This window comes from Lactococcus sp. S64, assembly GCF_016516525.1.
In the GTDB taxonomy this organism is placed as follows: Bacteria; Bacillota; Bacilli; order Lactobacillales; family Streptococcaceae; genus Lactococcus; species Lactococcus lactis.
The window spans coordinates 198300-224204 of the sequence record NZ_JACVUQ010000002.1; the positions used below are offsets into that span (position 1 = coordinate 198300).

Consider the following 25905-nt stretch of genomic DNA (forward strand, 5'->3'; position numbering starts at 1 on the left):
AAATCATTCGTTGGTAAACCTTATTTTTTAAGGTTGTAGAATGCTTTAAGACCTTTGTATTGAGCCACTTCAGCCAATTGGTCTTCGATACGAAGCAATTGGTTGTATTTAGCCATACGGTCTGTACGTGAAAGTGAACCAGTTTTGATTTGACCAGCATTAGTTGCAACAGCGATATCTGAGATTGTTGAATCTTCAGTTTCACCAGAACGGTGAGAAACGATTGCTGTGAAACCAGCTTCTTTAGCCATTTCAATAGCTTCGAAAGTTTCTGTCAAAGTACCGATTTGGTTAACTTTGATCAAGATAGCGTTTGAAGCATTTTCACGGATACCACGTTCAAGGTATTTAGTGTTTGTAACGAAGAAGTCGTCACCAACGAGTTGAACTTTTTTACCAAGACGTTCAGTAAGGATTTTCCATCCATCCCAGTCGTTTTCGTCCATACCATCTTCAATAGTGATGATTGGGTATTTAGAAACGAGTTCTTCAAGGTAGTCAACTTGTTCAGAAGCTGAAAGTTTTTTACCGCCTTCACCTTCGAATTTAGTGTAGTCGTAAACACCGTTTTCGTAGAATTCTGATGATGCACAGTCGAAACCGATCATAACGCCATCTTCACCAGCTTTGTAACCAGCTGCTTCGATTGCTTTAAGGATAGTTTCTACACCGTCTTCAGTTCCGTCGAATTTAGGAGCGAATCCACCTTCGTCACCGACAGCTGTTTCAAGTCCACGAGCTTTAAGAATTTTCTTAAGAGCGTGGAAGATTTCAGCACCCCAACGAAGCGCTTCTTTGAATGTAGGTGCACCAACTGGTACGATCATGAATTCTTGGAAAGCGATTGGAGCGTCTGAGTGAGAACCACCATTGATGATGTTCATCATTGGAGTTGGCAATACTTTAGCGTTGAATCCGCCAAGGTAGTTGTAAAGTGGAACACCAAGTTCATCAGCAGCAGCACGAGCAGCAGCGATAGAAACACCAAGGATAGCGTTAGCTCCCAATTTACCTTTGTTTTCAGTACCGTCAAGAGCGATCATTGCACGGTCAATAGCTTGTTGGTCAGTAACTTCATAACCGATGATAGCTTCAGCGATGATGTTGTTTACGTTGTCAACAGCTTTTTGAGTACCAAGTCCGTTGTAGCGAGATTTGTCGCCATCACGAAGTTCAACCGCTTCATGTTCACCAGTAGAAGCACCTGAAGGTACCATACCGCGACCGAATGCACCGTCTTCAGTGTAAACTTCAACTTCAAGTGTTGGGTTACCGCGTGAGTCAAGGACTTCGCGAGCATAAATATCAGTAATAATTGACATTTTAGTCTCCTTATTATTTTTAAGTGCGTCTGCACTCTTAATACATCTTTGATTTTACTATTTTTTGAAAGATTTTTCAAGTGAAAATCTTCGCAAAGCTAAACTTCAAAAGGTTTTGCGCTTACATTTTGATTTTTTATCTGAACATTAATAAAAAAGGATAGAAAAATCTATCCTTATTTTTTTATTCTGTTTCAATTAAACCATAACGACCATCTGTACGACGGTAAACGACATGGGTTCCGTTACTATCAGCATCTGTAAAGACGTAGAAATCATGTCCCAACATATCCATCTGAAGCACTGCTTCTTCGGCATCCATTGGTTTTAAAGCAACATGTTTAGTACGTACAATATCTACGTGATCCTCAGCAACTTCATCGGCTTTTTCTAATGGTGCAAACTCATCGCCAAAAGCTTGTCCTGTTGGGACAGCATTGCGTGGTTTACGGTTCATACGTGTCTTATATTTACGAATTTGACGTTCGAGTTTTTCTTCAACAAAATCAATTGAAGAATACATATCTTGTGAAGTATCTTCTGCACGTAAAGTGACATTTTTAGCTGGAAGAGTTACTTCAACTTTAGCTCGTTTTTCGCTGTAAACTTTAAGATTAACATAGGCTGTTACTTCATGACCATCGTTGAAATATTTATCAAGTTTTCCGATTTTATCTTCAACATAAGCGCGGATTGCATCAGTCACTTCGACGTTTTCGCCACGGATATTAAATTTGATCATAAGAGTACCTCTTCAACAGTTCTTTTTGTTTCAATGAAGCCCTTAAACTTTTGGAATTTTCAGGACTTCTGAATCTTTTCGAACTGTCCTTTCCTTTATTTCTAATTTAATTATAACATGAAACAGCTTTCATCTCAAACAATTTGAGCGATTTTAATTTTTTTATTAGATGCCCCAATTGAAACATGATTACCTGCTTTGATTTCACCAGAGAGCAATTGTTCACTTAAAAGGTCTTCAACTTCTTTTTGAAGAGCCTTGCGGAGCGGACGTGCACCATATTCTGGGTCAAAACCTACCTCAGCAATTAATTTCACCGCTGACGGTGTGAGTTTAACATGAATATCTTGTTCTGCCAGACGTTTAATCAAAGATTTACTCATAATTTTAACAATTTGTTCAATCTCTTGACTTTCCAATGAGTGGAAAACAATATTTTCATCAATTCGATTAAGAAACTCAGGACGATAATGACGTTTAAGCTCTTCTAATATTCTTGATTTCATGGCTGAATAATCAGCTGTGATATTTTTAGCGCCAAAACCAACTGTCTTATCATCACGAAGAGCAGTCGCTCCCAAGTTTGAAGTCATGATAATAATTGTATTTCTGAAATCAACTTTACGACCTTTAGTATCAGTCACAAAGCCATCATCTAGAATTTGCAACATGATGTTGAAAACGTCAGGATGAGCTTTTTCGACTTCATCTAAAAGAACAACAGAATAAGGTTTATTACGAACGCGTTCTGTCAATTGACCACCCTCATCATAACCTACATACCCTGGAGGAGCTCCAATCAAGCGTGAAGTCGAATGTTTTTCCATGAATTCACTCATGTCAACACGAATCATATTATCTTCACTACCAAACACACTGTCAGCCAGTGCTTTAGCAAGTTCGGTTTTACCGACCCCTGTTGGTCCAAGGAACATGAAAGAACCCATTGGACGACAGCTGTCAGCAACACCGGAACGTGCCCGACGAATGGCTCTTGAAACGGCAGAAATAGCTTCTTCTTGTCCAACAACTCGTTTATGTAATTCTTTTTCAAGATTGATTAAACGATCACTTTCAGACTTAGTCATTTGTGTGATTGGAACACCTGTCAGTGTTGAGGCAACAGCAACAACAGCTTGGTCAGTAACTTCTTGACGTTTATCTTCTTTTACTGAGAATTTATAAATCTTGTCAGCAATTTTTTCAACTGCTTTTTCTTTTGTACGAGACGCTTTGATATCAAGTTTAATGACAGCTTCTGATAATTCTTCTTGAGCTTCCGCTAATTCTTTTTCTAAATCAAGACGTTTTGTTTGTTGATTTTTGACAGAAATTTTCACTGCTGCTGCAGCTTCATCAAGTAAATCAATGGCTTTGTCAGGCAATTTTCGGCTAGTCATATAACGAACACTGAGCATTACAGCACTTTTAATGGCTTGGTCAGTAAATTTCACTTGATGATAGTCTTCAAATTTTTCACGTAAGCCTTGCAAAATAGCAATCGCTTCATCTGGACTTGGCTCATCAACATTTATTCTCGCCAAACGGCGTTCTAAAGCTTCATCTTTTTCAATATATTTTTGATATTCATGATAGGTTGTTGCTCCGACCATTTGAAAATCACCACGAGCAAGCGCTGGTTTCAAAATATTTGCGGCATCATTGACAGAATCCATACCGCCACCAGCACCGATGATTGTGTGTAATTCATCAATGAAAATAATGACATCTGGATCACTGCTAACTTCTTCAACAATAGCTGTCAAACGATCCTCAAATTCACCTCTAAATTTTGTCCCAGCAACAACAGTCGCCATATTCAAGGCCATAATTCGACTATTCATCAAACCAATTGGAACTTGACCATTGACAATTCTTTGGGCCAAACCTTCAATAATTGCTGATTTCCCAACACCGGGCTCTCCAACTAAGACAGGATTATTTTTTGTTCTGCGGCTGAGAATATGAATCAAACGGTCAATTTCAGCTTCTCGTCCAATCATTGGGTCAAGTTTACCCAAGCGAGCTTCTTCGGTTAAATCTGAGGATACAGAGTCTAACGTTGGCGTCGTTGAATTTTCTGCAACTCCCTTTGCCACCTTACGTTTTGACATTGGAGTCACAGCTTTTTTACTTTCTGGAACTTTGAGTCCAGTTCTTTTCTCAAGCTCTTTTCGCAAAGATACAATATTGATTTTTTGTAATTTTAGAAGTTGAAGACCAAATCCATCTTCTACTTGAAGTAGGGCATAAAGCAGGTGTTCTGTTCCAACGGCTTCTGAGTTATTATGAATTGCTAAAAAACTTGCCGCAGTCATCACTTCTTCTGCACGAGGTGAAAAACGTAAAGTTGAACGTTTGACCTTAACATGACTTGATAAATCCTCTAAATCAATCAGTAAGTCAGAAGAATCAACATTCATTCCAGCAAGGAGGCTGTAAGCAATTGAGCCTGAGGTCGTTGCCATTGCAGCTAGTAAATGAGCACTTTCAATGGTGCCATATTGATATTGGTGAGCATACTCTTCCGCTTTTTCTAAAATTCGGTCAAGCGTTGGTGTATATTTTATATTTTCAAATTTCATCGTCACGGTCCAATCTGTTTATTATACTTTTCATCATTATACCACGAGTAAAGGGACTAATGGCTCCGTCAGTAATGACTAACAAAAGTAGATTTCCCTCACGTTCTGTCAGTACTTTCTCATCAAAGAGAAGTTGAACGATATCATGGGCAGCTTTACTTGAGAGATTAGCTGGAACTTTCTGGTAAAGAGCCGTTAAGAATTCATGACGAGCAGAATATTGATACTTCACAATTTTGATGTATCCACCGCCACCACGTTTTGATTCCACATCAAAGCCTTTTGAGGCCGTAAATCGTGTTTTTATCACATAATTAATCTGACTCGGCACGACATCAAATTGATTGGCTAAGTCCGCTCGTTTAATTTCAATGACTTGTGCTTCTTCTAAAAGCTTTCTCAGATAAGCTTCGATAATATCTGATGTATTTTTTTGACCTGCCATCGCTCCATCCTTTCTTTCATCCATTTTCTAAATAATCTTTGACTATTACTGACTATTATACCTGAAAAATATTATTTTTACCAAAAATAGCAATTTTAACTTACTGACAGACTTAAGCGTTGAAAAATAAAAAAACCGTTACTGACGGCTTTTTTACTTATTATATTCTAAAATAATTAGTCAACTTTTACAATTTTAACTGTCATTTCGCCAACTGGAAGTGGTACATTTACGATGTCTCCAATTTTTTTACCAATCAAAACTCGAGCAATTGGTGATTCATTAGAAATTTTTCCTGAAAATGGGTCAGCTTCAGCAGTACCAACAATTTGATAAGATTCTTCGTCAGTTTCGCCAACTTCAACAAAAGTTACGTTTTTACCAAGTGCTACTTCGTCTTTAGCAATTTTTGCGTTATCAACAATTTCAGCATAACGAATCATTGTTTCAACAGTTGAAATACGTCCTTCGATAAAGGCTTGTTCATCTTTAGCTGCTTCGTACTCTGAGTTTTCTGAAAGGTCACCATAGCTACGAGCAACTTTGATACGGTCAATGACTTCTGGACGTTTCACAAGTTTTAAATTTTCAAGTTCTAATTTTAATTTATCAAGCCCTTCTTGGGTCATTGGGAATGTTTTTTCCATTATATTTCTTTCCTTTTTTATAAACTTTTTTCTCTTTTAATCAAATCTAAATTAATGATAGCTTAGCTACTTATCTTATCATTCACATATTTTTGAACATTTGCATTTTGTTCAGCTAATGTTTTCGCAAAATAAACTTTTCCTGTTGTCACATCAGCAACAAAATAGAAGTAGTCATTTTGAGCAGGATCAAGTACCGCTTTAATAGATGACAAACTTGGACTATCAACAGGGCCAGGGCCAAATCCAGTATTTGTGTACAAATTATATGGCGAATCTAGGTTGGTGTCAATATTAGCATCCTCTGAAAGACTTGTTTTTTCACCAAGTTTACCTTCGGCATAAAGAATTGACAGATTAGAACCCAAAGTCATTCCAGCATTCATACGATTATAGAAGGTTCCAGCAACGTTGCGTCGGTCATCATCATTGTTGGCTTCTTTTTCAACCAAAGCTGCTAAACTCAAAACTTCATTGACAGTCAAATTCTTTTGAGCGATTGTATCATAGTAAGGAGTGAGTTGAGTATTGGCTGCTTGAATCATATTTTCAATGACTGATTCAACTGTCGATGATTTTGTGTAATCATAAGTCGCTGGGAACAAGTAACCTTCTAACTGATATTTGATTCCTGAATCTTTTGTTGGCAAGCTTGCGAACAGTTTAGGATAAGCCTTAACCATTTTAGCGATAAAGGTTGGGTCTTGAACGGTTTTCATGAAGTCTGCTTCAGAAAATGGCGTTTTTGCATTCTTTTCATTGCTTCCACTATTAACTGTCACAGCTTTAGCAATTTGTGTTAGCGTATAGCCTTCAGGAACTAAAATTTTACCTAAAGTTGGAGCAACAGGTTTTTCTGTTCCGCCTTCTTCAAGTTTGCTAGCAATCGTAGATAAGCTCATGTTTGGTGCAAGATTATAATAGCCGCTTTTAAACTCTGAATAATTTTTAAATTTTGTATAATACTGAAAAACCATTCCATTTTTAATAATGGATTGTCTTTGCAAAATTTCACCAATTTGCTTACTACTTGAACCAGCAGGAATATTGATTGACTTAGCTGTTGCATTCTTAGAATCCAGAGGTTGAATGCCAGATTTTACAAAGTTATAGCCATACCAACCAGTTCCTCCAACAACTAAAACTAAAAGAACAACAATCACAGCAATGATTTTTCCTGCTGTTACTTTTTTCTTTTTCTTATTTTTGTTCTTATTCTTGTTTTTCTTGCTCAAAGAAGTTTTTTTAGAAGGACTATTGGTTCTTCTTGAAGGTTGATGTTTAACCATTTTTTCTGATTCTTTTTTTTCCAAAAATTGTTCTTGTTCAATTTTTTCATCTTGAACTTTTGGTTCACTTCTTGAAAATTGAGGAGGAATATCTTGGCTTTGAATTTCCTCAGAAACCACTCCATCTAAATTTTGACGCAATGAATCGCCTTCTTCTGGAAGGTTTTCATTTTCTACAAAAGGTTCTTCTTCGTTTTCATCCGCTGCTGGAAAATCAAAGACGGGAAGTTTGAAAGGTTCAAGATCAACTTTCCTTGGTTCGATTTTTCGCTCAGGTTCTTCTGAGTCGCTCCTGCTGGGACGTTCGAAATCTTCAGGGTCTGGGAACTTAGTTTCTGCTTGTTTCGCTGCATTTTCTTCAAGTTGGCGAAGTATTTTTTCTTTAAAACTTCCTCGAGAAAATTCAGTTGTTTCTTTGTCCACCAAATTTTTTCTCCTTATGATTAGCTTTCGCTCAATAATAAAATTTTACTTTTCCTAATTGTAACCGTTCTTTTAATTTTTTACAAATAAAAAGAGAATATTCATAAAAGTGAGGCTGATGCCTCACTTTTTATGTGTTTTAGTCTTCATCAGTATCGTCTGAATCATCTTCATCGTCTTCTACATCGATGTCAACTTCTTCATCTACATTATCAAGTTCAACTTCCGCAAGTTCTGCGTCATAAGCAGCGACGTCATCTTTATCTTCGTCTTCTGCTTGAGTATCGTATGACATGTCTTCTTCAGTTGTTTCTTTTGCGCCTTCTTCATCTTCTGGATCGATTTCGTCTTCGATACCAAAAGCATTGACTTTTTTACGTTTTTTAGCTGGTTTTTCTTCTTCTTCGTCTTCAATTTCATCAAGAGCGATAACTTCTTCGTCAATCTCATCAATGGCGTACCATGAACGAAGTGCCCAGATATTATTTCCTAATGGAATGAAACTTCCGTCTGTATTGATTTCTGTATAAAAACGAGAAATACTAGCTTTAATTTCATCATCTGATTTTTCCAAATAATCTTGAATCGCTCTGATGATTTCAGAGAATTGCATTTCTTTGCCATTTTGCTCCAATAAAGCATGAGCAACTTCAATCATTGAAAGTTCTGAGATTTTTTGTCCTTCTAAGGCTGTAATTTTCAAGTTTTTACTCTCTCTTTTCCTAATATAAAATATAGGCTCATTTCCTAAAAAACGAACGCTATGTGGATTTTCTTTTTATAGTGTATATCAAAATTAGCTTGCTGTCAATATTTTACGCCAAAAAACCTCTGTTTACTTGCTTTTAGCTTAACTATACTCTCTTGTTTTTATCAAAAGAATACTAATAACATTTATTGGCTACCGACAGTAAAGAAATTAATAGTGCATTAGAACTTTATAATCGTAATCTCCGATTTTTTCGCGACCTTTAAGTTCATCAAGTTCGATAAGGAACGCACATCCGACAACAATTCCACCCATTTTTTCAACAAGTTCAATTGTAGCGGCAATTGTTCCACCAGTTGCAAGCAAATCATCAACAATCAAGACACGTTGTCCTGGTTTGATGCTATCTGAATGCATTGTGAGTGTGTCTGTTCCGTATTCTTTTTCGTAAGTTGCTTCAATGACTTCACGAGGTAATTTACCAGGCTTACGAACTGGGGCAAATCCTACACCAAGTGCAAAAGCAACTGGACATCCAATGATGAAACCACGTGCTTCTGGACCTACAACCATATCTATTTCTTTATCTCTTGCATACTGAACAATTTCGGTAGCAGCATAGTTATAGGCATTTCCGTCTGCCATCAAAGGGCTGATGTCGCGAAAAACTACGCCTTCTTTAGGATAGTTTTCAATTGTTGCAATATAGTCTTTTAATTCCATGTTTTTGTTACTGACAGAATTGTCAGTGCTCCTTTTTTCTAACATAAGTTCGTTATTTTTACTGACAGCTTTATTATTATGAGTATAGCTGATTTCGTCAGTAACTTTTTATAAAAACGAAATTATTTTTCTAATAAATTTTGATAAATTTCTTTGACGGGTGCTAAAGCAAAAAGTTCTTGCATTTTTACAATTTTTTCTAGTTCTTGATAAATTGTACTCTCAGAAATTTCGCGTTTATCGGCCGTCTTATTAACGGTCATTAAGCCATTGTCAATGCTGACAAATTCAAGTTCCTCAAAGATTTTTATCATCTTGACAAGCAAGAGATGAGGGATTTTCAAATAATCCGCAAGTGATTTTAATTTATAGCGAATATCAAATTCTGGAAATTGATAAATTGCTTTATAAAGTCTTGCAAATTCTTCTCGTGTTCCACTTCCTGTTAAATAATAGCTATCAGTGATTTTATTTTTAAAATAAATCATTTTAAAATCATCCGACGCTGCTTTACTGACAGCTTCTTTTAATACTGACAAACCTGCTAAATCTCCAGGTGTCTCTTCGATGACAAGCACATCTTCCATTATACCATGTTTTAGCTGATTTTGAGAAAAAATATTAGCCTCTTTTGGGATAGGAATTTGTTTACTTCTTATATCAAGAAGTTCGACACCAACTGAATCAGCATCTTCAATCATTAATTGAAGACTCGTATTTCCATTCCAACTATTACTTGAAAGTGTTGCGACTAATTTTGTTTGTGCCTGTTCGAATTCCAATTCTTCTGAACCATGTTGGAAATAAACGGCATCAATTTGTTGCTTTTCTTCCTGAATTTTTAATTTAAGATGAGCATTGTCTTTCCCCATACTTCGGCTTTGAATCACCTTATAATCTTCGATTAAAAATCGAGGCTTAGGATTATCCATGCCAAAGGGAGCCAATTTTGCTAAATTAGTGATTGTTGAGAGCGAAATATCGTCTAAGTGGCAACGGTCAGCAACTTCTAAGGCACTTTTTTTAGACATATCTAAATGATTGTCCACGATATAATCAATCATCGCCTTTTTAACTGCTTCTACGTTTTCCAGACTTAAAGTCATCCCTGCGGCTTGTTTATGACCACCAAAAGCAATAAAAAGTTCACGATGGGCATTTAATGCCTTGAAAATATCAAAATTTTCGATTGACCGAGCAGACCCACGCAAAATCCCATCTTCTTGGGCCAGCATGATTACTGGCTTATGTATGGCTTCTAGCAAGCGACCCGCAACAATTCCTAAGACACCTTTATGCCAGTCCTTATGATATAAAATCTGAACAGGTTCATCTGTCAGCATACTCAGAGCTTCATTGTGAATTTTTTCCACAATTTCTTTTCGCTCTGAATTTTTTTGGTCAATCATTTTGGCAATTTCATGCGCTTCATCTTCATCCCAACCTGTCAGCAATTCAATGGCTGGGTTTGGGTCATCGAGACGTCCCAAAGCGTTTAAACGGGGAGCAATTTGAAAACCAACCGTTTCCTCAGTGATTTTATCAAAATCAACCCCGGCATACTTCATTAATTCTTGTAGGCCGGCACGCTCTGTTTGGGCCAAAACTTTTAGACCATGAGCCACTAAAATTCGGTTTTCATCAGTCAAACTGACCATGTCAGCAATTGTACCAATTGCAACTAAATCAAGCATTTCACTGGGTGCATATTCTAAAAGAGCACAGGCGACTTTGAAGGCGACACCAACTCCTGCCAAATATTTGAAAGGATATTGACTGTCAGGATGTTCGGGGTGGACAATGGCATAAGCAGGGGGAAGTTGGTCAGGAATTGAGTGATGGTCGGTAACAATTACATCCACTCCATTTTCCTGTGCCCAGGTAATTGCCTCCAAGCCAGCAACCCCATTATCTACAGTAATAATAAGATTGATATTTTCATTCTTAATATAGTACTGATAAACGTCAAGATTTGGCCCGTAACCGTCAGTAAAACGATTGGGTAAATAAACTTGAGCCTCAGCTCCTAATTCATCCAGAGCTGACTTCATGACTGATGCTGCAGTCATTCCGTCAGCATCATAGTCACCATAAATTAAGATATTTTCACCTTGCTCAATTGCTGATAAAATACGCCCTGTTGCTTTTTCCATATCATGAAGTAGAAAAGGGTCATGTAAATTTTCTAAACTTGGCTTTAAAAATTGCTCAATTTCAGCTTCTGCATGAATTCCTCTTTGATAAAGCACGCGACTTGTCAATTCATCTAATTTATGTTTTTTCGCTATCTTTAGAAAATCTTCGGAAATGGCTGTATCAGCCACTTTCCAATCATATTTTGCTTTTATCATTTTAATTCTCTTTATCTTTTCTATGCTCAATTCAATTATTTTAGCATAAATTACTCGAAAAAAATGGCTAAGTTTAGAGATTATTTTTCTTTTATTTAATAAAATCCTAAACTTTTCTATAATTTACTGACACAAATAGCATTAAGCTTCTGTCAGTAAAAAAATTCTATTTGAAATTAAAAAATTTGGCAGATATAAAATCAAAAAGCGAAGGAAAAATAGCTCGCAATTTGGCCGCTGTGGATAAAGTCCAAGGTAAATTGATTTCTCTTTTCCTTTTTCCCAAGTTATTCACAACTTTGTCAGCAACTTTAGATGCTGAAATTGCATTTTTCCCCACTTTTTCCAGATAATCTCCATTATCTTTGTGAAATTTGGTTTTTACAGGTCCAGTATTCACAGTTGTCACAATTAATTGTGGATTTTCCATACGCAAAGCATCTGAAAATGTAATCAAAGCCGCCTTAGAGGCAGCATAAATTGATGATTTACCTGTTGGTAACTTTCCAGCAATTGAAGCAATATTAATCAATTGAACTTTCGGTTCTAATAATCTGGTCAACTGGATTGGCATTAACGTATTAATGACAAACTGTTCTGTAATTTCCCCATCAGTAAGTTCAGTGAATTCTTTAAAAATACCAAAACCAGCATTATTAATCAAAATATCCACAACAAAAGATTGTTCATTAGTCAAAAGTTCATCATTGGTCAGTAATGTAACATTTTCAAGCTGACCATAGCGTTCAATCAGAGCCTTACGGCTACGTGAAACCAAAATTAAATGGTCATTTTCTTTAGATAAAGATTTGACAATTTCTTTAGCAATATCACCAGTTGCACCTGTAATTACAATATTTCTAACCAATTTTTTCCTCGTAAAAATCCTTAACCACAAAAGTGTTGGAATGAACAGTTTGTGCCTCACGCACCAATTGTCCAACCAAAGGTCCAACATAGCGTGCACTAATATGAGTCAATAACAATCGATTAACTCCGGCTTCTTTGGCGACGTCTGCTGCTTGTTTAGTCGTTGAATGACCATGTGCTTTTGCCATTTTACTTTCATTTGCTTCATAAGTTGCCTCATGAACCAATAAGTCTGCTCCATAAGCTAAGCGTACTGCAACATTCGATTTTCTTGTATCGCCTAAAATCGTGACTATTTTACCAGCTTTATCCGCTCCGATATAATCTTTAGGATCGAAAGTTTTTCCTTCGTACTGAACAATCTCACCTTTTTTTATTTTACCAAAAAGGGGTCCGAAAGGAAGCCCAGCTTCTTTTAAAGCATTGGCATCGAGTTCACCTATTCGATTTTTTTCTACGACGCGATAACCCAAGCAGAAAATAGTATGGTCAAGCAAATCTGTATGGACTTCAAAACTATCATCTTCAAAGATTTTTCCAGCCGAATCAATTTCATGAAAATTGATACGATAAGCTAAGCGTGAACCCGAGATTCTAAGAGCGGTCAAAACAAAATCTTTAATTCCCACAGGGCCATAAAGCTCCAAATCAGTTTGTTCATCTGAACTTTGAAAACTTCTACTAGACAAAAAACCAGGCAAGCCAAAAATATGATCCCCATGTAAATGTGTAATAAAAATCTTAGTAATTTTTCGTGGCTTAATTGTCGTATTTAAAATTTGATGTTGCGTTGCTTCACCACAGTCAAAAAGCCAAATTTCATTACGCTCATCAAGCATTTTCAAGGCAATTGCCTGAGTGTTTCTTGATTTAGAAGGCTGACCAGCCCCAGTCCCTAAAAATTGGATTTCCATTGAACCTCCATCAGTTTCAACTCACCTTAAGGCAAATTAAAACTTTATTTTCTCAAAAATGAGAATTATTTTCCAAAACAAGAAAAGATTGTGAAACTTCCCCACAATCTTTTCTTCAATAAATTAGTGACCCGTGCTGGGCTCGAACCAGCGACCCTTTGATTAAAAGTCAAATGCTCTACCAACTGAGCTAACGAGTCATGCTTAAAGCGTCATTTTCACGACGAAATATATTATAACACAGACTTTCTGAAATTTCTAGTCTCAGCTGTAATTTTTTTATTTTTTTTAAATTTATTATTTATTTATCTCTGATAATGGCCACACACATGCCCAATTAATCATTTTTTTCATCATCAAAGGGCAGTAAAAAATGTGACCAATCCAAAAATTATACCTGGAAAGTTTGCCGTTGCCAAAGCTAAATCTCTAGGCTTTTTGCCAATTCCATAAGTGACCCAAAGTGTACAATTAATTGCAGCAACAAGGGGCTGAATAGGATTTCCTTTCATTCCACTAAGATTGTTAGCAATTTGCGGAAGATATGACACATACATCATTACCGACATCCCAGTCGCTACCCAACTTAAATACTTAATAAATTTCTCTTGATTCATAAAAGCCCTCCTGTAAAATGATAATATCAAAAAACTCTCGGTTTCATTCTAACTATTTTTTAAATTTAAAACCTAGTCATTTTACCTTCGAGTCAATATCTTATTATAACATATTTAGGATTCTATAAAACGCAGTCATTGGCACATGTTTAGCACAAAAACAATAAAAGCCGCTCAACCGAGCGGTTTATTTACTTAATTAAATGCGTCCGGAGGGAATCGAACCCCCATCTCAAGAACCGGAATCTTACGTGATATCCATTACACTACGGACGCGCTACAATCACTTTATTCTACCTAATTTCAAAAAAAATTGCAAGAAGAAGCTTGCTATAATAAAAAAAGCTATCCATCGATAGCTTTCCATTTTTACTTTATTTACCTGCTTTAATGGCTGATAAAATCTGAGTCCTTAAACTTTCTGCTCCTTCAGCTCCGCTTGGAAGGAAAATGGTTGAATTTCCACCTGCAGCAAATTGATTCAAGGTATCTAAATATTGGTTAGTTAACAAAATCGCCATAATTTGTTCTTCATCAAGCGCCACACCAAGCTTTTTGATTTCGGTAATTTGTTGAGCCAAACCGTCAACAATAGCCTTACGTTGTTCAGCAATCCCTACCCCATGCAGACGGTCTTTTTCAGCTTCTGCTTCAGCGGCAGTTACAACTTGAATTTTATTAGCATTTGCCAACATTTGGCTGGCATCTTGTTTACGTTGTGCCGCATTGATTTCATTCATAGATTGCTTAACTTCAGCATCAGGTTCTACTTTAGTAATCAATGTTTTTACGATAATATAACCGTAAGTTTGCATTTCTTCAGCAACTGTTTTTTGAACTTCAAGAGCGATTTCATCTTTTTTCTCAAAAACATCATCCAAAGTCAATTTTGGTACTGCTGAACGAAGGGCATCTTCAATATAAGCCTTAATTTGTTCACCTGGATTCATTAACTTATAGTATGCATCTTTGATGGATTGTTCGTTTACTCGATATTGCGTTGCAATATTCATCGTAACAAAAACATTATCCGCAGTTTTAGTTTCAACTGTCATCTCTGTTTGTAATAAGCGCAATTGAACTCGAGCAGCAATCCGATCAATTCCCCAAGGAAGTTTCAAATGAAAACCAGGGTTTGCAGTAAATTGATACTTCCCAAAACGTTCAACAATTGCAACAGTTTGTTGTTTAACAACAAATACAATTGTACTCAAACTAAAGATTAAAATGAGCAGGATAATTGCTAAAACAACGAGTGGAATAAAAATCATAAAAGTTCCTCCTTATATTTGACCAAAAGTTACTGACAAACTTTTCTGTCAGTAATTATGAAAAATTCAGTCTTATTAATTACTGACAGCATCGCCAGTAACCGTTTTCACATAGTCTATCACTTATCAAAGAGAAATGCAATTTTTTTGATAGTTTATTAACTAACGATTAAAAACCTTTTGTAATATAGATAAAGTGTTTACGTCCGTCACGCCCAAAGCATAAAGGACTTAAGAAGCCAATTTCTTCGGCTTGTTCTAATAAATCCTCAATATTATAGCCGGCTAAGCGAATATATTCCCCATTTTCTGCTTGTTCTGTTAATGCTGTTAGGTCTTTCACTTTCTCAAATTCACTTTGAAATTGAGCAGGTTTCATTGTCAATTTTCCGTCTTCTTCCACTAATAGATAATGCGGGAAAATCTGTGCAATTTCAAACATCAATTCGGCTGTCACTTTTACCGGAAATTCACTGAAAATAATTGCTTCTTCTGCGTCATTTTTATATGAAAAACCAAATGATTTTCCAGAAAGATTGAGTCGAATAAATCTGAAATTTTCATAACCATTTTTTCCTTCAAGTTGAAAATCTGGATTTTCTTCAAAAATATCAAAAGCTTTAGAAAGTTCAAAGAAATAATCTGTTGCATCTTTCGGTGAGCGTTTTTGATAAAGTTCAGCAAAATAAGCATTTAAAACTGATGCTGGTGGAGTCACCAAAAGTCTTTTATCTTTTACATCGGTTAAGGTAGCTAATCTATTTTCTAAAAAGATATGGTCTTGAGCCATGAAGCCACCATATTTCATTCCCAAATCAATCCATTTTTTATCAGTCATTTTTTCTCTCCATTTTTAATAAAATTTACTTGTAAAGCCCTTTTTTCAATCTTTTTCATTATAACATTTTTAAGAAAATGCGTCAGTTCAAAAACTGAGTGACTTTATCAAAAATTGGTTCAGGATAATTTTTTGAAAAAACATCTTCAAATTCGACAGACATTCTATTTTTAAACCAAGTCAATTGTCGCTTGGCATAGCGTCTTGAATTTCTTTTGACCAACTCAACAGCTTCTTCCAAACTAATGTCCCCTGAAAAATAAGGGAAAAATTCTTTATAACCAATCCCTTTTGCCGCTTGAACTTCTGGTGCTTGCTCATACAAAGTTCTAGCTTCATCTAATAAGCCCTCACGCATCATTTGATCAACCCGTTGATTAATTCGATCATAAAGCACTTTTCTGTCAGCATTTAATCCAATAAGCAAAAAATCATAATCAGAACCCAAATTTTCATCTTGAGAGCCGAAAGTTTGCAGCTCCAAAAAACGAATCGCCCGTCTACGATTTAACTCAGGAATTTCTGGATTTATTTTAATCACTTTTGCAAACAATTTTTCATCAGATAAAAGAGATAATTCTTCACGAAGTTTCATCATCTCCTCATGATTTTCCTGTCCGCCAAGATGATAGCCTTCGATAAGAGATTGAATATATAAGCCAGTTCCTCCAACGATAATTGGCACTTTTCCTTGGTCAAGAATTTCTTTAATTAATTGATTAGCTTCAATGACAAAATCATGAACCGAAAAATTTTCTGTACATTTACGTACATCAATCAAATGATGAGGAACTTGAGCTTGTTCAGCCATAGTCACCTTAGCGGTTCCAATGTCTAATCCTTGATAAACTTGCTGAGAATCACCAGAAATAATTTCACCATTAAATTTGATTGCTAAATCAATGCCAAGTGCTGTTTTCCCCACAGCTGTAGGCCCGACAACCACTAAAACTTTATTATTTTTCATTTATTTTTTATGACTCACTCTCACCATTTTCATTCTCTATTATTTCAGAAATAGCCTGTAAATTCAAGCACTGACAAGAAAAAATTACTGACAGCTCAATTTCTGTCAGTAATTTTTATTCTATTATTCTTAAAGTTTTTATGCAGCAAAAACTTTTTGATAAATTCTTTTTCCACGATTCATTAAAGATTTCCGATAATCTTCACGTCCCACAATCAGAGTCATTTTACTAAAGATATAGCATGAAAGTAGTGTGACCGCAAAGTTAGGAAGTGACAAGAATGTTAATAAGGAAACACTTAAAACGACCACATCGACCATAAACAAAACCTTGTCAATTTTAAAGTTCCATTGCTCCTCCAAAATTCGGCTCAATAAGATTGATCCTCCAAATGTTCCTTCAGAAATAATAACTAATCCTGCCCCGAATCCTGAAAGAAGTCCATCGAAAATTCCAGCAAAAATAACATGTGAGAATTGGAAACCAGTAACTCCTAATGCTTCATAAATCATTAACCAACCACTCATGGCAAGCGCTCCAGGAATGCTCAGTAGTAAAATTCTCCGCGGAAGCGAACGTCCTCCGAAAATGAAAAGTGGTACATTTACCAAAAAGAAAGTCAAGGCTGGGTTGATGCCAAAAACAAAATCCATAAGTACAGAAAAACCAGCGACACCATTACTTGCTAGACGATTAGGGATGACGAATAACTGAACTGAGAGTACATAAAGTCCGACACCTAAAATAAGTATGAGTAAGTCCCTCATAAACTTTTTGTCAATTTTTACACCTATAATTGTCATATTTCTTACCTTCTTTCTTTATCATTTATTTATTACAACTGCTACTAATATATCACATGCACCTAATCTTAACCTTAACCAGTTAATTATTAAAGAGTCTTTCTTTTTAAAATGTGCTTCGTTAGCGTTTTCACATTTTTTGATTTATAATTAAGATAGAGCAATTTTTAAATAAAATATAAAGGAGTCCACTAAATGAAAAATAAATTTATCCAAGGCTATCTCATTGGAAAATCTGTCGAAATTCTTGTTGCAGGTACAGCCCTGTTAATTGCCAAGAAAAAAGGTTATCTTCCTTCTGCTGATAAGAACGAATTTATCGCTCAAAAACGAAAAGAAGCCGCTAGAAAACGACTTGCTCGTTAAAAATTTTACTTACAGAAATAAAAACTTACTGACAGAAATTTTGTCAGTAAGTTTTTTTATATCCTTTAATGAGTTGCTGAAGCTTCTGCTTCATCCACCTGTTCCAATCGTTCATGAATTTCCAAATTACGTACATCTGAAAGAACCAAGGGAACTGTTTCAACAGTTACTTCCGAGAATTGAAGACCAAACCAACGAATTGGGGAAGCCGTAATTCTCTTGATTTGTGCTTTAGTTTGAAGAACAAAACGCTCGAAACCTGGCATTTGACGTGCATTCATTAGCTTTTCTTCAACAACGACAAAGCGGAAATCTCCAACTTTACGTCCTGGAGTGATACTGTAATGTTGATGCTGACGTGGCAAACGTCCTGATTCCATCAAATCCGTCACAATTGTTCTTAAATAACGCGGAACTTCTTGACGCATACGGAATCCAAGATAGAGATTCACACGAACAATAAAGTCAGTATCCATCATGTCTACTTTATACTCAGAAGTATAAGGCTCGTCAGTAACTTTTACATTTACAAACCAATAACATTCTGCACGTTTTGGTCGTTTATCCAAGATTGAATATAAGATTGAACGGTCAATCCATTCATGGTCCATTTTGCTTGTTAAATAAACCACATTTGTTTGATATAAATCATAAGATTCATCATGACGCAAAGCATTAAGTTGATTTTTATACTCATTAATATTCAATGATTTGATATATTTCATGACAATCTTGTGTGACTTGTTCCAGATGAACATCACGAAGATAATTGCCAAGGCAATCAGAACCACAATATATGCTCCGTTGATAAATTGGACAAGAGAAGCAGCAAAGAATGAGCCTTCAATACAAAAGAGACCGATAGAAATAATTGCAATGGCAATTTTTGGCGTTCCTTTTTGAATTAAGAAATAAGTCAAAAGTGTTGTTGTCATCAACATAGTGATGGTAATGGCCAAGCTATAAGCGGCTTCCATATGTTCTGAAGTTTTAAAATACAAAACAAAGAATGAAGTCGTTACCCAAAGAGCAAAGTTAACTGCTGGGATATAAAGTTGTCCCAAAGTTTGCCCTGGATAATAAATTTTGAACAATGGCAAAAGTTTCAAACGAATCGCTTCAGACACCAAAGTAAATGAACCCGAAATCAGTGCTTGAGAGGCGATAATCGCCGCCAATGTTGATAAGATAACGACATAAATAACCATATTATCAGGTAAAACAGCAAAGAAAGGATTAAGTTTTTCAATGTGTTCACCACGGTGAGCTAAAAGCCAAGCTCCTTGTCCACAGTAAGATAAGATAATACAAATCTTAACAAATGGCCAGCTGACATAAATATTTCCACGCCCAACGTGTCCTAAGTCAGAATAAAGTGCCTCTGCCCCTGTCGTTACCAAGAAAATAGAACCCAAGATAAAGAAACCAGCTTTATTTTCTGGACTAAACAATAAGTGAATCGCATAATATGGATTAATTGCTTTTAAAATTGATAAGTCAAGAAAAGAATTAATCAATCCACTTACACCCAAAAAGCCAAACCAGATAAACATAATTGGTCCAAATAAACGGCCAACCAAACTTGCTCCAAACCTCTGAATCAAAAAGAGAAAGGCAAGGATTATCAAAGTTGTTACCATGACTGCCGTCTGATTTGAGTAAACATGTGTTACTCCTCTTAAACCCTCGATGGCTGACGTGACCGTCACCGCAGGAGTCAATGCTCCATCCGCTAATAATGTCGCCCCACCAATCATTGCTGGAATAATCAGCCATTTTCTCATCCGTCTCACAAGGGTAAAGAGTGAAAAGATTCCCCCCTCATGATGGTTATCTGCTTTCAAAGCAATCAGAACATATTTAACAGTTGTAATCAATGTTAAAGTCCAAATTACAAGAGAAACAGCCCCCAAAATAAAGCTTTCAGAAAGATTTGCTAATCCTCCCTGTCCTCGAACAATGGCCTGCATGGCATAAAGTGGACTTGTTCCGATATCACCGTAAACAATCCCTAATGCAATCAGGAACCCTGCAGATGTCGCTTTATTAAACGACCGATTATGTAAGTGTACTTGACCCACTTTTGTAACTCCTCAACTTTCTTCAACGAAAATAGTCAAATAAAATAAAACGAAGCGTAGCTCGTTTTTTAATAGCTTTATTATAGCAGATTATCCCCTGTTTATTCAAAAAAAACTGCGGGAAATTATATTTATTTATTTCTCACAGTTTTATATATAATACAGTAATCATCACAAAAGCGATGATAGCAACAGTAAGCTATCTTTTGATTGCTTTTATTTTATTATGATTCTCCTTGATTTTCTTCTGAAATTCGTTCGTGAATTTCCAAATTTTTAACATCCGAGAGAACCAAAGGAACAGTTTCAACCGTCACTTCTGAAAAGTGAAGACCAAACCAACGTGCTGGCGAAGCTGTAATTTTTTTAATTTGCTCTTTTGTTTGAAGAACAAATCGTTCAAAGCCAGGCATTTGTCTTGCATTAATTAGTTTTTCTTCTAAAATAATAAAACGGAAATCTCCAACTTTTCGTCCTGGTGTAATACTATAAGTTTGATTTTGTTGTGGTAATCGTCCTGACTCCATCAAGTTGGTCACAATCGTCCGTAAATACCGAGGAATTTCTTGACGCATATGAAAACCGAGATATAGATTAACACAGACAATAAAATCAGTTCCTAGCATATCCACTTCGTATTCAGAAGTATAAGGCTCATCTGTAACATTAACCTTCACAAACCAGTAAACTTTAGCTTTTTTAGGACGCTTATCCAAAATAGAATACAAGATTGAACGGTCAATCCATTCTTTATCCATTTTAGCCGTTAAATAAACGACATTCGTATGATAAAGGTCGTAAGTTTCATCTTTGCGGAGTTTATCCATTTGTTCTTTATAATCATTAAGATTTGAAGAATTAAGATATTTATAAAAAAGCTGATCAGATTTATGCCAGATTGCCATAACAAATAGAATCATGGCAGCAATAATCACAACGACATAACCGCCATGCATAAATTTTACAGCGGAAGCTGCAAAAAACAAGCCTTCAATAAAGATAAAAACGGTGAAAAATAGGCCAACCAATACTTTTTTAACTTTTTGATAGTGACTTAAATAGACAGTTAACAATGTTGTTGTCATAAGCATGGTTACTGTGATTGCTAAACCATAAGCCGCTTCCATGTGAGCAGAACTTTGGAAATAGACAACAATAAAACTCGCTGCCAACCAGAGTCCCAAATTTACGGCTGGAATATATAATTGTCCGAAAGTTTCTCCTGGATAAAAAATTCTTAATCGAGGAAGGAGTTTAAGACGAATAGCTTCTGACACAAGAGTAAATGAACCAGAAATCAATGCCTGTGAGGCAATAATTGCCGCCAAGGTTGCTAAAATTACTGAAAAAATGATTAAATTTTGAGGAAGGACAGCAAAAAATGGATTGATATCTCCTAATGATTTTCCGCGATTTTGTAAAAGCCATGCCCCTTGCCCACAATAGGATAGGATGATACAAACTTTAACAAAAGGCCAACTGACATGAATATTTCCCCGACCAACGTGTCCTAAATCGGAATAAAGAGCTTCTGCGCCCGTCGTTGCCAGAAAGACTGAACCTAAAACAAAAATTCCAGCTTTATTTTCTGGGCTTAAAAGTAAATGAATTGCCCAATAAGGATTAATTGCTTGAAGAACAGAAAAATCACCAAAGAGATTAATCAAACCCGTAATTCCAAGAAAACTAAACCAAATAAACATGACTGGTCCAAACACTTTACCAACGATTGAAGTTCCAAATCGTTGAATTAAAAATAAGACCGCTAAAATCGCTAAAGTAATAATAACAATCGGTAATTGCTGCTGACCAAAAGCTTCATGAAAAGCTGGAATTGACCTCAAGCCTTCTATTGCTGACGTAACCGTTACGGCAGGTGTTAAGGCTCCATCAGAAAGCAAAGCAGCACCACCAATCATTGCCGGAATAATTAACCATTTTGCATACTTGCGAACAAGAGTAAATAATGAAAAAATTCCGCCTTCATGATTATTATCCGCTTTTAAAGCAATCCACACATATTTGACTGTTGTAATTAATGTCAGCGTCCAGATAATGAGCGAAAGTGCCCCAATAATTGACGTTTCTGAGATTCGCTCAAGCCCCCCTTGGCCTTGGACAATTGATTCCATTGTGTAAAGAGGGCTCGTTCCGATGTCGCCATAAACAATTCCCATTGCGATGATGAAACCGGCACCTGTTGCTTTATTAAATGAGCGATTAGATTCATAACCCATTCTAATTTCCTCAACTTTCTCTAGTTCCATAAAATTTATCAAAGTAAATAATTCACATTTGATTACCTAAATCATATAACAATTTCTTGATTTTTTGTTAAAAAATGGTCTAAAGAATACTGCAAAATTTATAAGAAAAAAAGCTAGAAAATTCTAGCTTTTAATTAATTATTTTTCAACTTAATCTTCTGTGTACCAGTCGTAGTGGAAGATTCCAGCTTTGTCTGTACGTTCATAAGTGTGAGCACCGAAGTAATCACGTTGGGCTTGAATCAAATTAGCTGGAAGATTTTCAGAACGATAGCTATCGTAGTAGCTAATTGCTGATGTGAATGTTGGAATTGGAATTCCTGCTTGAACAGCAAGTGAAACTACATCACGAACAGCTTCTTGATAACGTTTTGTGATGTCTACAAAGTAGTCATCAAGCAAGAGGTTTTCAAGTTCGCTATCTTTGTCGAAAGCATCAGTAATATTTTGGAGGAATTCTGCACGAATGATACATCCAGCACGCCAAATTTGTGCAATTGTACCGTAAGGCAAGTCCCAATCAAATTCTTCAGAAGCTTTACGAAGTTGAGCAAATCCTTGAGCATAACTCATAATTTTTGAGAAATATAGCGCTTTGCGGATTTTTTCAATGACTTCTTTTTTATCGCCTGAGAAATTAACCGCTGGTCCAGATAAAACTTTGCTTGCTTTAACACGTTCATCTTTATAAGTTGAAATGTAACGAGCAAATACTGATTCTGTAATCAATGGAAGTGGTACACCAAGGTCAAGGGCAGACTCTGAAGTCCATTTACCAGTTCCTTTGTTTCCTGCTTTATCAAGAATTTTATCAACGATGTAGCCTTCGCCTTCATCATCTTTACGTTTCAATACTTCTTTAGTGATTTCAATGAGGTAGCTATCAAGTTCGCCTTCATTCCATTCTTCAAAAATGGCTTGAATTTCTGCATTGCTAAGACCAAGAACACGTTTCAACAAATCATAAGATTCAGCAATCAATTGCATATCGCCGTACTCAATTCCGTTGTGAACCATTTTAACGTAATGTCCAGCACCGTTTGCTCCCATGTAAGCCACACATGGTTTACCATCTTGAGGAGCTTTAGCTGCGATTTGTTCAAAAATTGGTGCAACCAAATCGTAGGCTTCTTTTTGGCCACCAGGCATCATTGATGGGCCTAAAAGTGCACCTTTTTCACCACCAGAAACTCCTGTACCGATGAAGTTAATACCTGAGTCTGCAAGTTCAGCATTACGACGCATTGTGTCTGGGAAATGAGTATTTCCACCATCAATCAAGATATCGCCTTTATCCAAGAGTGGTAAAAGTGATTTAATTGTCGCATCTGTCGCTGCTCCTGCTTGAACCATGAGCATGATACGACGTGGTTTTTCAAGACTTCCAACAAATTCTTCAAGTGTTTTAGTGAGAACAAGATTCTTATCTTGATGTTCTTTATAAACTTCTTCAGTTTTTGAAGTCGTACGGTTGTAAATTGCAACGGTATAACCACGTGACTCTACGTTGAGTGCAAGGTTTTTCCCCATTACAGCCATTCCGACAACACCAAAGTTTGCTTGTGCCATTTGAAATCCTCCAGAGTATTTCTTTATATTCTATACTATATAGTATAACGCAATTTATTTCCAATTACCATAGTTAAGTATGTAAATATTTTACATGACAAAAAAATCTGCCTTAAAGACAGATTTTAAATTTTATTCTTTTTCGTCAGGAAAATTTGTTAATTCTTTGGCTTTGTCAGCAATTTTTTTCGCTTCTTCAGCAAGAGACTCAGTATCAATATCTTCTTTCACTTCATCTTTGGCATCACTGAACTTAGCCACAACTTCTGCGGCTTCTTCTGAGATGTCTGATTCATTTTCATCAAAGAGTTCTTCTCCACTGTCTTTCATTGAATTAATTTTTTCAACGACAGCATCTTTAGTATCATTGAAGAAATCAACAACTGAATCTTTAGACAGTTCACCTGAGTCAACTTTTTCCATAATTAAATCACGTTTTGAAAGCAAAAATTCTTTGGCCTTGTCAGCTGAAATTTCACCTGAATCAAATTTTTCTTTGATCTCATTAAATTTTTCAGCTGAGAAATCAATAGCAGTATCTCTCATTCCAGTCAATGTTTCTTGAGGGTTTTCTTTTAAATCATCATAAATTTTTCCAGCCCCTTCGCGGAGTTCGCTTCCTTTTTTAGGAGCTAAAAATAGAGCAGCTGCGGCACCAACTAAAGCACCAACTAGAAATCCTGTTTTTTTTGACATCGGTTAAGTCCTTTCTTTCGTAAGCAAGTTTAATTTACTTTTACACCCGCTTCAGTTTTATCTTTTTTAACAAAGAATTTTTTGGCTGTTTTTGCCAAAACGACTGCTGAAGCTGAAGTTGTTTTTCGTTTTGTTGAACCTCTATTAAGACGTGTCACAAGTTTACGACTTGAAGCATTGATGTCTGAAACACTTTCAGACAAGTCAGCAACCGCTGTAAACAAAGGGTCAATCGTGGCGACTTTCCCATTAACATCATCAAGCAAGGTATTGGCTTTAGTCATTATGCCATCAGCTTGATGAAGTAAGACATCTACATCGCTAGAAACTAATTTGACTGTACGGTTGGCTTCTTCTACAACCTTAGAAACTTTATGTAATACAATAACTAAGAAGACCACCAATACAGCAAATGCTATCGCGATAATCAATAATGCAATATTTCCCACGTTTCCTCCTCTTTATTCGGGTATAAAATCAGCACCCATTTTTTCAATCTTCTTTCATTTTGATGAAAGCGATTCTATTTGACTTCATTATAACAAATTGTTTCGCTATTTTCTAATATAACTTACATTTTTTTATGACAAGAAGTCTATCCTGAAGGATAGACTTCTTAATTTTTTTTCATTCTGCGATAAATAAAGAGAACAAGTCCTACAATTACTAATAAAACTGAAAGCCATTGTGACACACGAGCAGGTCCTAACATTAGGCTATCTGTTCGCATTCCTTCAACAATAAAACGAACGGCTCCATACCAGACGAGGTAGAAACTAAAAATATCCCCACGTTTTAAGCCTTTAATTCGATGTCTAAAGACCATGACCAGAATAAAACCGCTTAGTGTACCAATACTTTCAAATAGGAAGGTAGGCATTCGATAATGACCATCAATAAACATTTGATTTCTAATGAAAGCAGGTAGCCAGTCTAAATTTGAAACAATTTTTCCATAGGCTTCTTGATTGACAAAATTCCCCCAACGTCCCATTGCCTGAGCGAGAAAAACACCCGGGATAGTAATATCAAGCAAATCAAGCGGATGAATCATTCGATAGTAGCTAAAGACAAAGAGGACAATTGCTCCAGCGATTAAACTTCCATAGATGGCTCCGCCACCATCCCACATGGCAATGATTTGTGAAGGATGTTGACTATAGTAAGACCATTGGAAAATGACATAATAGAGTCTCGCTCCAACAATTCCTAAAGGAAAGGCAAAGAGAACAAAATCAATAATATCATCAGTTTTTATATTACGCTTTGGGGCTTCTTTACATGCGAGCCAAACGGCTAATGCGGCACCGCCCACAATAAAAATAGCATACCAGTGAATGGCTAGCGGCCCTAATTGGAGTGCAATCTTATTTAAAGCTAAAAAGGGAAATAGATTATTCATATTTTTT

General features: G+C 36.1%; 23 protein-coding genes and 2 tRNA genes. 1 reads left to right on the plus strand and 24 read right to left on the minus strand.

All coding sequences use genetic code 11. The annotated features are described in order from the left end of the window. Positions 1-20: 20 nt before the first annotated feature. The 18 genes from eno to IAE51_RS03415 form a co-directional block, all read right to left on the minus strand. Positions 21-1322, minus strand: a complete 1302-nt coding sequence (eno, locus tag IAE51_RS03330; RefSeq protein WP_010905473.1) for a surface-displayed alpha-enolase — start codon at positions 1320-1322, stop codon at positions 21-23. A 184-nt stretch (positions 1323-1506) separates the two neighbouring features. Beyond that, positions 1507-2064: a ribosome hibernation-promoting factor, HPF/YfiA family gene (gene hpf, locus IAE51_RS03335; RefSeq protein WP_003129564.1), complete on the minus strand. Its 558-nt coding sequence runs from the start codon at positions 2062-2064 to the stop codon at positions 1507-1509. Between the two features lie 134 nt (positions 2065-2198). Further along, a complete protein-coding gene (locus tag IAE51_RS03340; RefSeq protein ID WP_200094743.1) occupies positions 2199-4649 on the minus strand; it encodes an ATP-dependent Clp protease ATP-binding subunit in 2451 nt (816 codons plus the stop codon). Further along, the gene (locus IAE51_RS03345; RefSeq protein WP_010905471.1) at positions 4639-5094 is read right to left on the minus strand and encodes a CtsR family transcriptional regulator; all 456 of its coding nucleotides are present in this window, start codon (positions 5092-5094) and stop codon (positions 4639-4641) included. The genes IAE51_RS03340 and IAE51_RS03345 overlap by 11 nt, the downstream gene beginning before the upstream one ends. A gap of 176 nt (positions 5095-5270) precedes the next feature. Further along, a complete protein-coding gene (greA, locus tag IAE51_RS03350) occupies positions 5271-5744 on the minus strand; it encodes a transcription elongation factor GreA (RefSeq protein ID WP_033899645.1) in 474 nt (157 codons plus the stop codon). A gap of 59 nt (positions 5745-5803) precedes the next feature. Beyond that, positions 5804-7456, minus strand: a complete 1653-nt coding sequence (gene mltG / locus IAE51_RS03355; RefSeq protein WP_058203216.1) for an endolytic transglycosylase MltG — start codon at positions 7454-7456, stop codon at positions 5804-5806. A 136-nt stretch (positions 7457-7592) separates the two neighbouring features. Continuing rightward, positions 7593-8156, minus strand: coding sequence for a DNA-directed RNA polymerase subunit delta (gene rpoE, locus IAE51_RS03360; protein WP_012897344.1), 564 nt, complete (start codon positions 8154-8156; stop codon positions 7593-7595). Between the two features lie 216 nt (positions 8157-8372). Then, a complete protein-coding gene (locus IAE51_RS03365; RefSeq protein ID WP_012897343.1) occupies positions 8373-8885 on the minus strand; it encodes an adenine phosphoribosyltransferase in 513 nt (170 codons plus the stop codon). A 122-nt stretch (positions 8886-9007) separates the two neighbouring features. After that, positions 9008-11236 carry a single-stranded-DNA-specific exonuclease RecJ gene (gene recJ, locus IAE51_RS03370; RefSeq protein ID WP_180259508.1) on the minus strand — a complete coding sequence of 743 codons (2229 nt, stop codon included), beginning with the start codon at positions 11234-11236 and terminating at the stop codon, positions 9008-9010. 166 nt (positions 11237-11402) lie between these two features. Next, the gene (locus IAE51_RS03375; protein ID WP_015425952.1) at positions 11403-12104 is read right to left on the minus strand and encodes an SDR family oxidoreductase; all 702 of its coding nucleotides are present in this window, start codon (positions 12102-12104) and stop codon (positions 11403-11405) included. Then, on the minus strand, positions 12097-13020 hold the full coding sequence (rnz, locus tag IAE51_RS03380; RefSeq protein ID WP_003129545.1) for a ribonuclease Z: 924 nt from the start codon (positions 13018-13020) through the stop codon (positions 12097-12099). The genes IAE51_RS03375 and rnz overlap by 8 nt, the downstream gene beginning before the upstream one ends. 127 nt (positions 13021-13147) lie before the next feature. After that, positions 13148-13220, minus strand: a tRNA-Lys gene (locus IAE51_RS03385). A 156-nt stretch (positions 13221-13376) separates the two neighbouring features. After that, on the minus strand, positions 13377-13637 hold the full coding sequence (locus tag IAE51_RS03390; RefSeq protein ID WP_003129544.1) for a SemiSWEET family transporter: 261 nt from the start codon (positions 13635-13637) through the stop codon (positions 13377-13379). A gap of 204 nt (positions 13638-13841) precedes the next feature. Further along, positions 13842-13913: transfer RNA gene (locus IAE51_RS03395), tRNA-Arg, on the minus strand. 98 nt (positions 13914-14011) lie between these two features. Further along, positions 14012-14908 carry an SPFH domain-containing protein gene (locus tag IAE51_RS03400; protein ID WP_003129543.1) on the minus strand — a complete coding sequence of 299 codons (897 nt, stop codon included), beginning with the start codon at positions 14906-14908 and terminating at the stop codon, positions 14012-14014. 169 nt (positions 14909-15077) lie between these two features. Next, the gene (locus IAE51_RS03405; protein ID WP_033899653.1) at positions 15078-15746 is read right to left on the minus strand and encodes a hypothetical protein; all 669 of its coding nucleotides are present in this window, start codon (positions 15744-15746) and stop codon (positions 15078-15080) included. Positions 15747-15828: 82 nt separating this feature from the next. Further along, entirely contained in the window at positions 15829-16713 is an 885-nt protein-coding gene (miaA, locus tag IAE51_RS03410; RefSeq protein WP_058204348.1) for a tRNA (adenosine(37)-N6)-dimethylallyltransferase MiaA, read from the minus strand. A gap of 138 nt (positions 16714-16851) precedes the next feature. Continuing rightward, the gene (locus tag IAE51_RS03415; RefSeq protein ID WP_003129540.1) at positions 16852-17517 is read right to left on the minus strand and encodes a YitT family protein; all 666 of its coding nucleotides are present in this window, start codon (positions 17515-17517) and stop codon (positions 16852-16854) included. A 195-nt stretch (positions 17518-17712) separates the two neighbouring features. On the opposite strand from IAE51_RS03415, the gene IAE51_RS03420 reads away from it, so the two are divergent. Then, on the plus strand, positions 17713-17883 hold the full coding sequence (locus IAE51_RS03420) for a DUF3042 family protein (protein ID WP_081041882.1): 171 nt from the start codon (positions 17713-17715) through the stop codon (positions 17881-17883). A 65-nt stretch (positions 17884-17948) separates the two neighbouring features. Here IAE51_RS03420 and IAE51_RS03425 read toward each other — a convergent pair whose 3' ends face one another. From IAE51_RS03425 to lgt, 6 genes are all read right to left on the minus strand, one after another. Further along, complete coding sequence (locus tag IAE51_RS03425; protein ID WP_003129537.1) at positions 17949-19964, minus strand: potassium transporter Kup; 2016 nt, start codon at positions 19962-19964, stop codon at positions 17949-17951. 224 nt (positions 19965-20188) lie between these two features. Continuing rightward, positions 20189-22201 (minus strand): potassium transporter Kup, encoded by a 2013-nt coding sequence (locus IAE51_RS03430; RefSeq protein WP_010905466.1) that lies wholly within the window; start codon positions 22199-22201, stop codon positions 20189-20191. 180 nt (positions 22202-22381) lie between these two features. Continuing rightward, positions 22382-23800, minus strand: coding sequence for an NADP-dependent phosphogluconate dehydrogenase (gene gndA / locus IAE51_RS03435; RefSeq protein ID WP_003129534.1), 1419 nt, complete (start codon positions 23798-23800; stop codon positions 22382-22384). A gap of 132 nt (positions 23801-23932) precedes the next feature. After that, complete coding sequence (locus tag IAE51_RS03440; RefSeq protein WP_012897323.1) at positions 23933-24496, minus strand: YtxH domain-containing protein; 564 nt, start codon at positions 24494-24496, stop codon at positions 23933-23935. 29 nt (positions 24497-24525) lie between these two features. Continuing rightward, entirely contained in the window at positions 24526-24945 is a 420-nt protein-coding gene (locus tag IAE51_RS03445) for a DUF948 domain-containing protein (RefSeq protein WP_003129531.1), read from the minus strand. Between the two features lie 167 nt (positions 24946-25112). Then, positions 25113-25898 (minus strand): prolipoprotein diacylglyceryl transferase, encoded by a 786-nt coding sequence (gene lgt / locus IAE51_RS03450; RefSeq protein WP_003129530.1) that lies wholly within the window; start codon positions 25896-25898, stop codon positions 25113-25115. Positions 25899-25905: the final 7 nt, after the last annotated feature.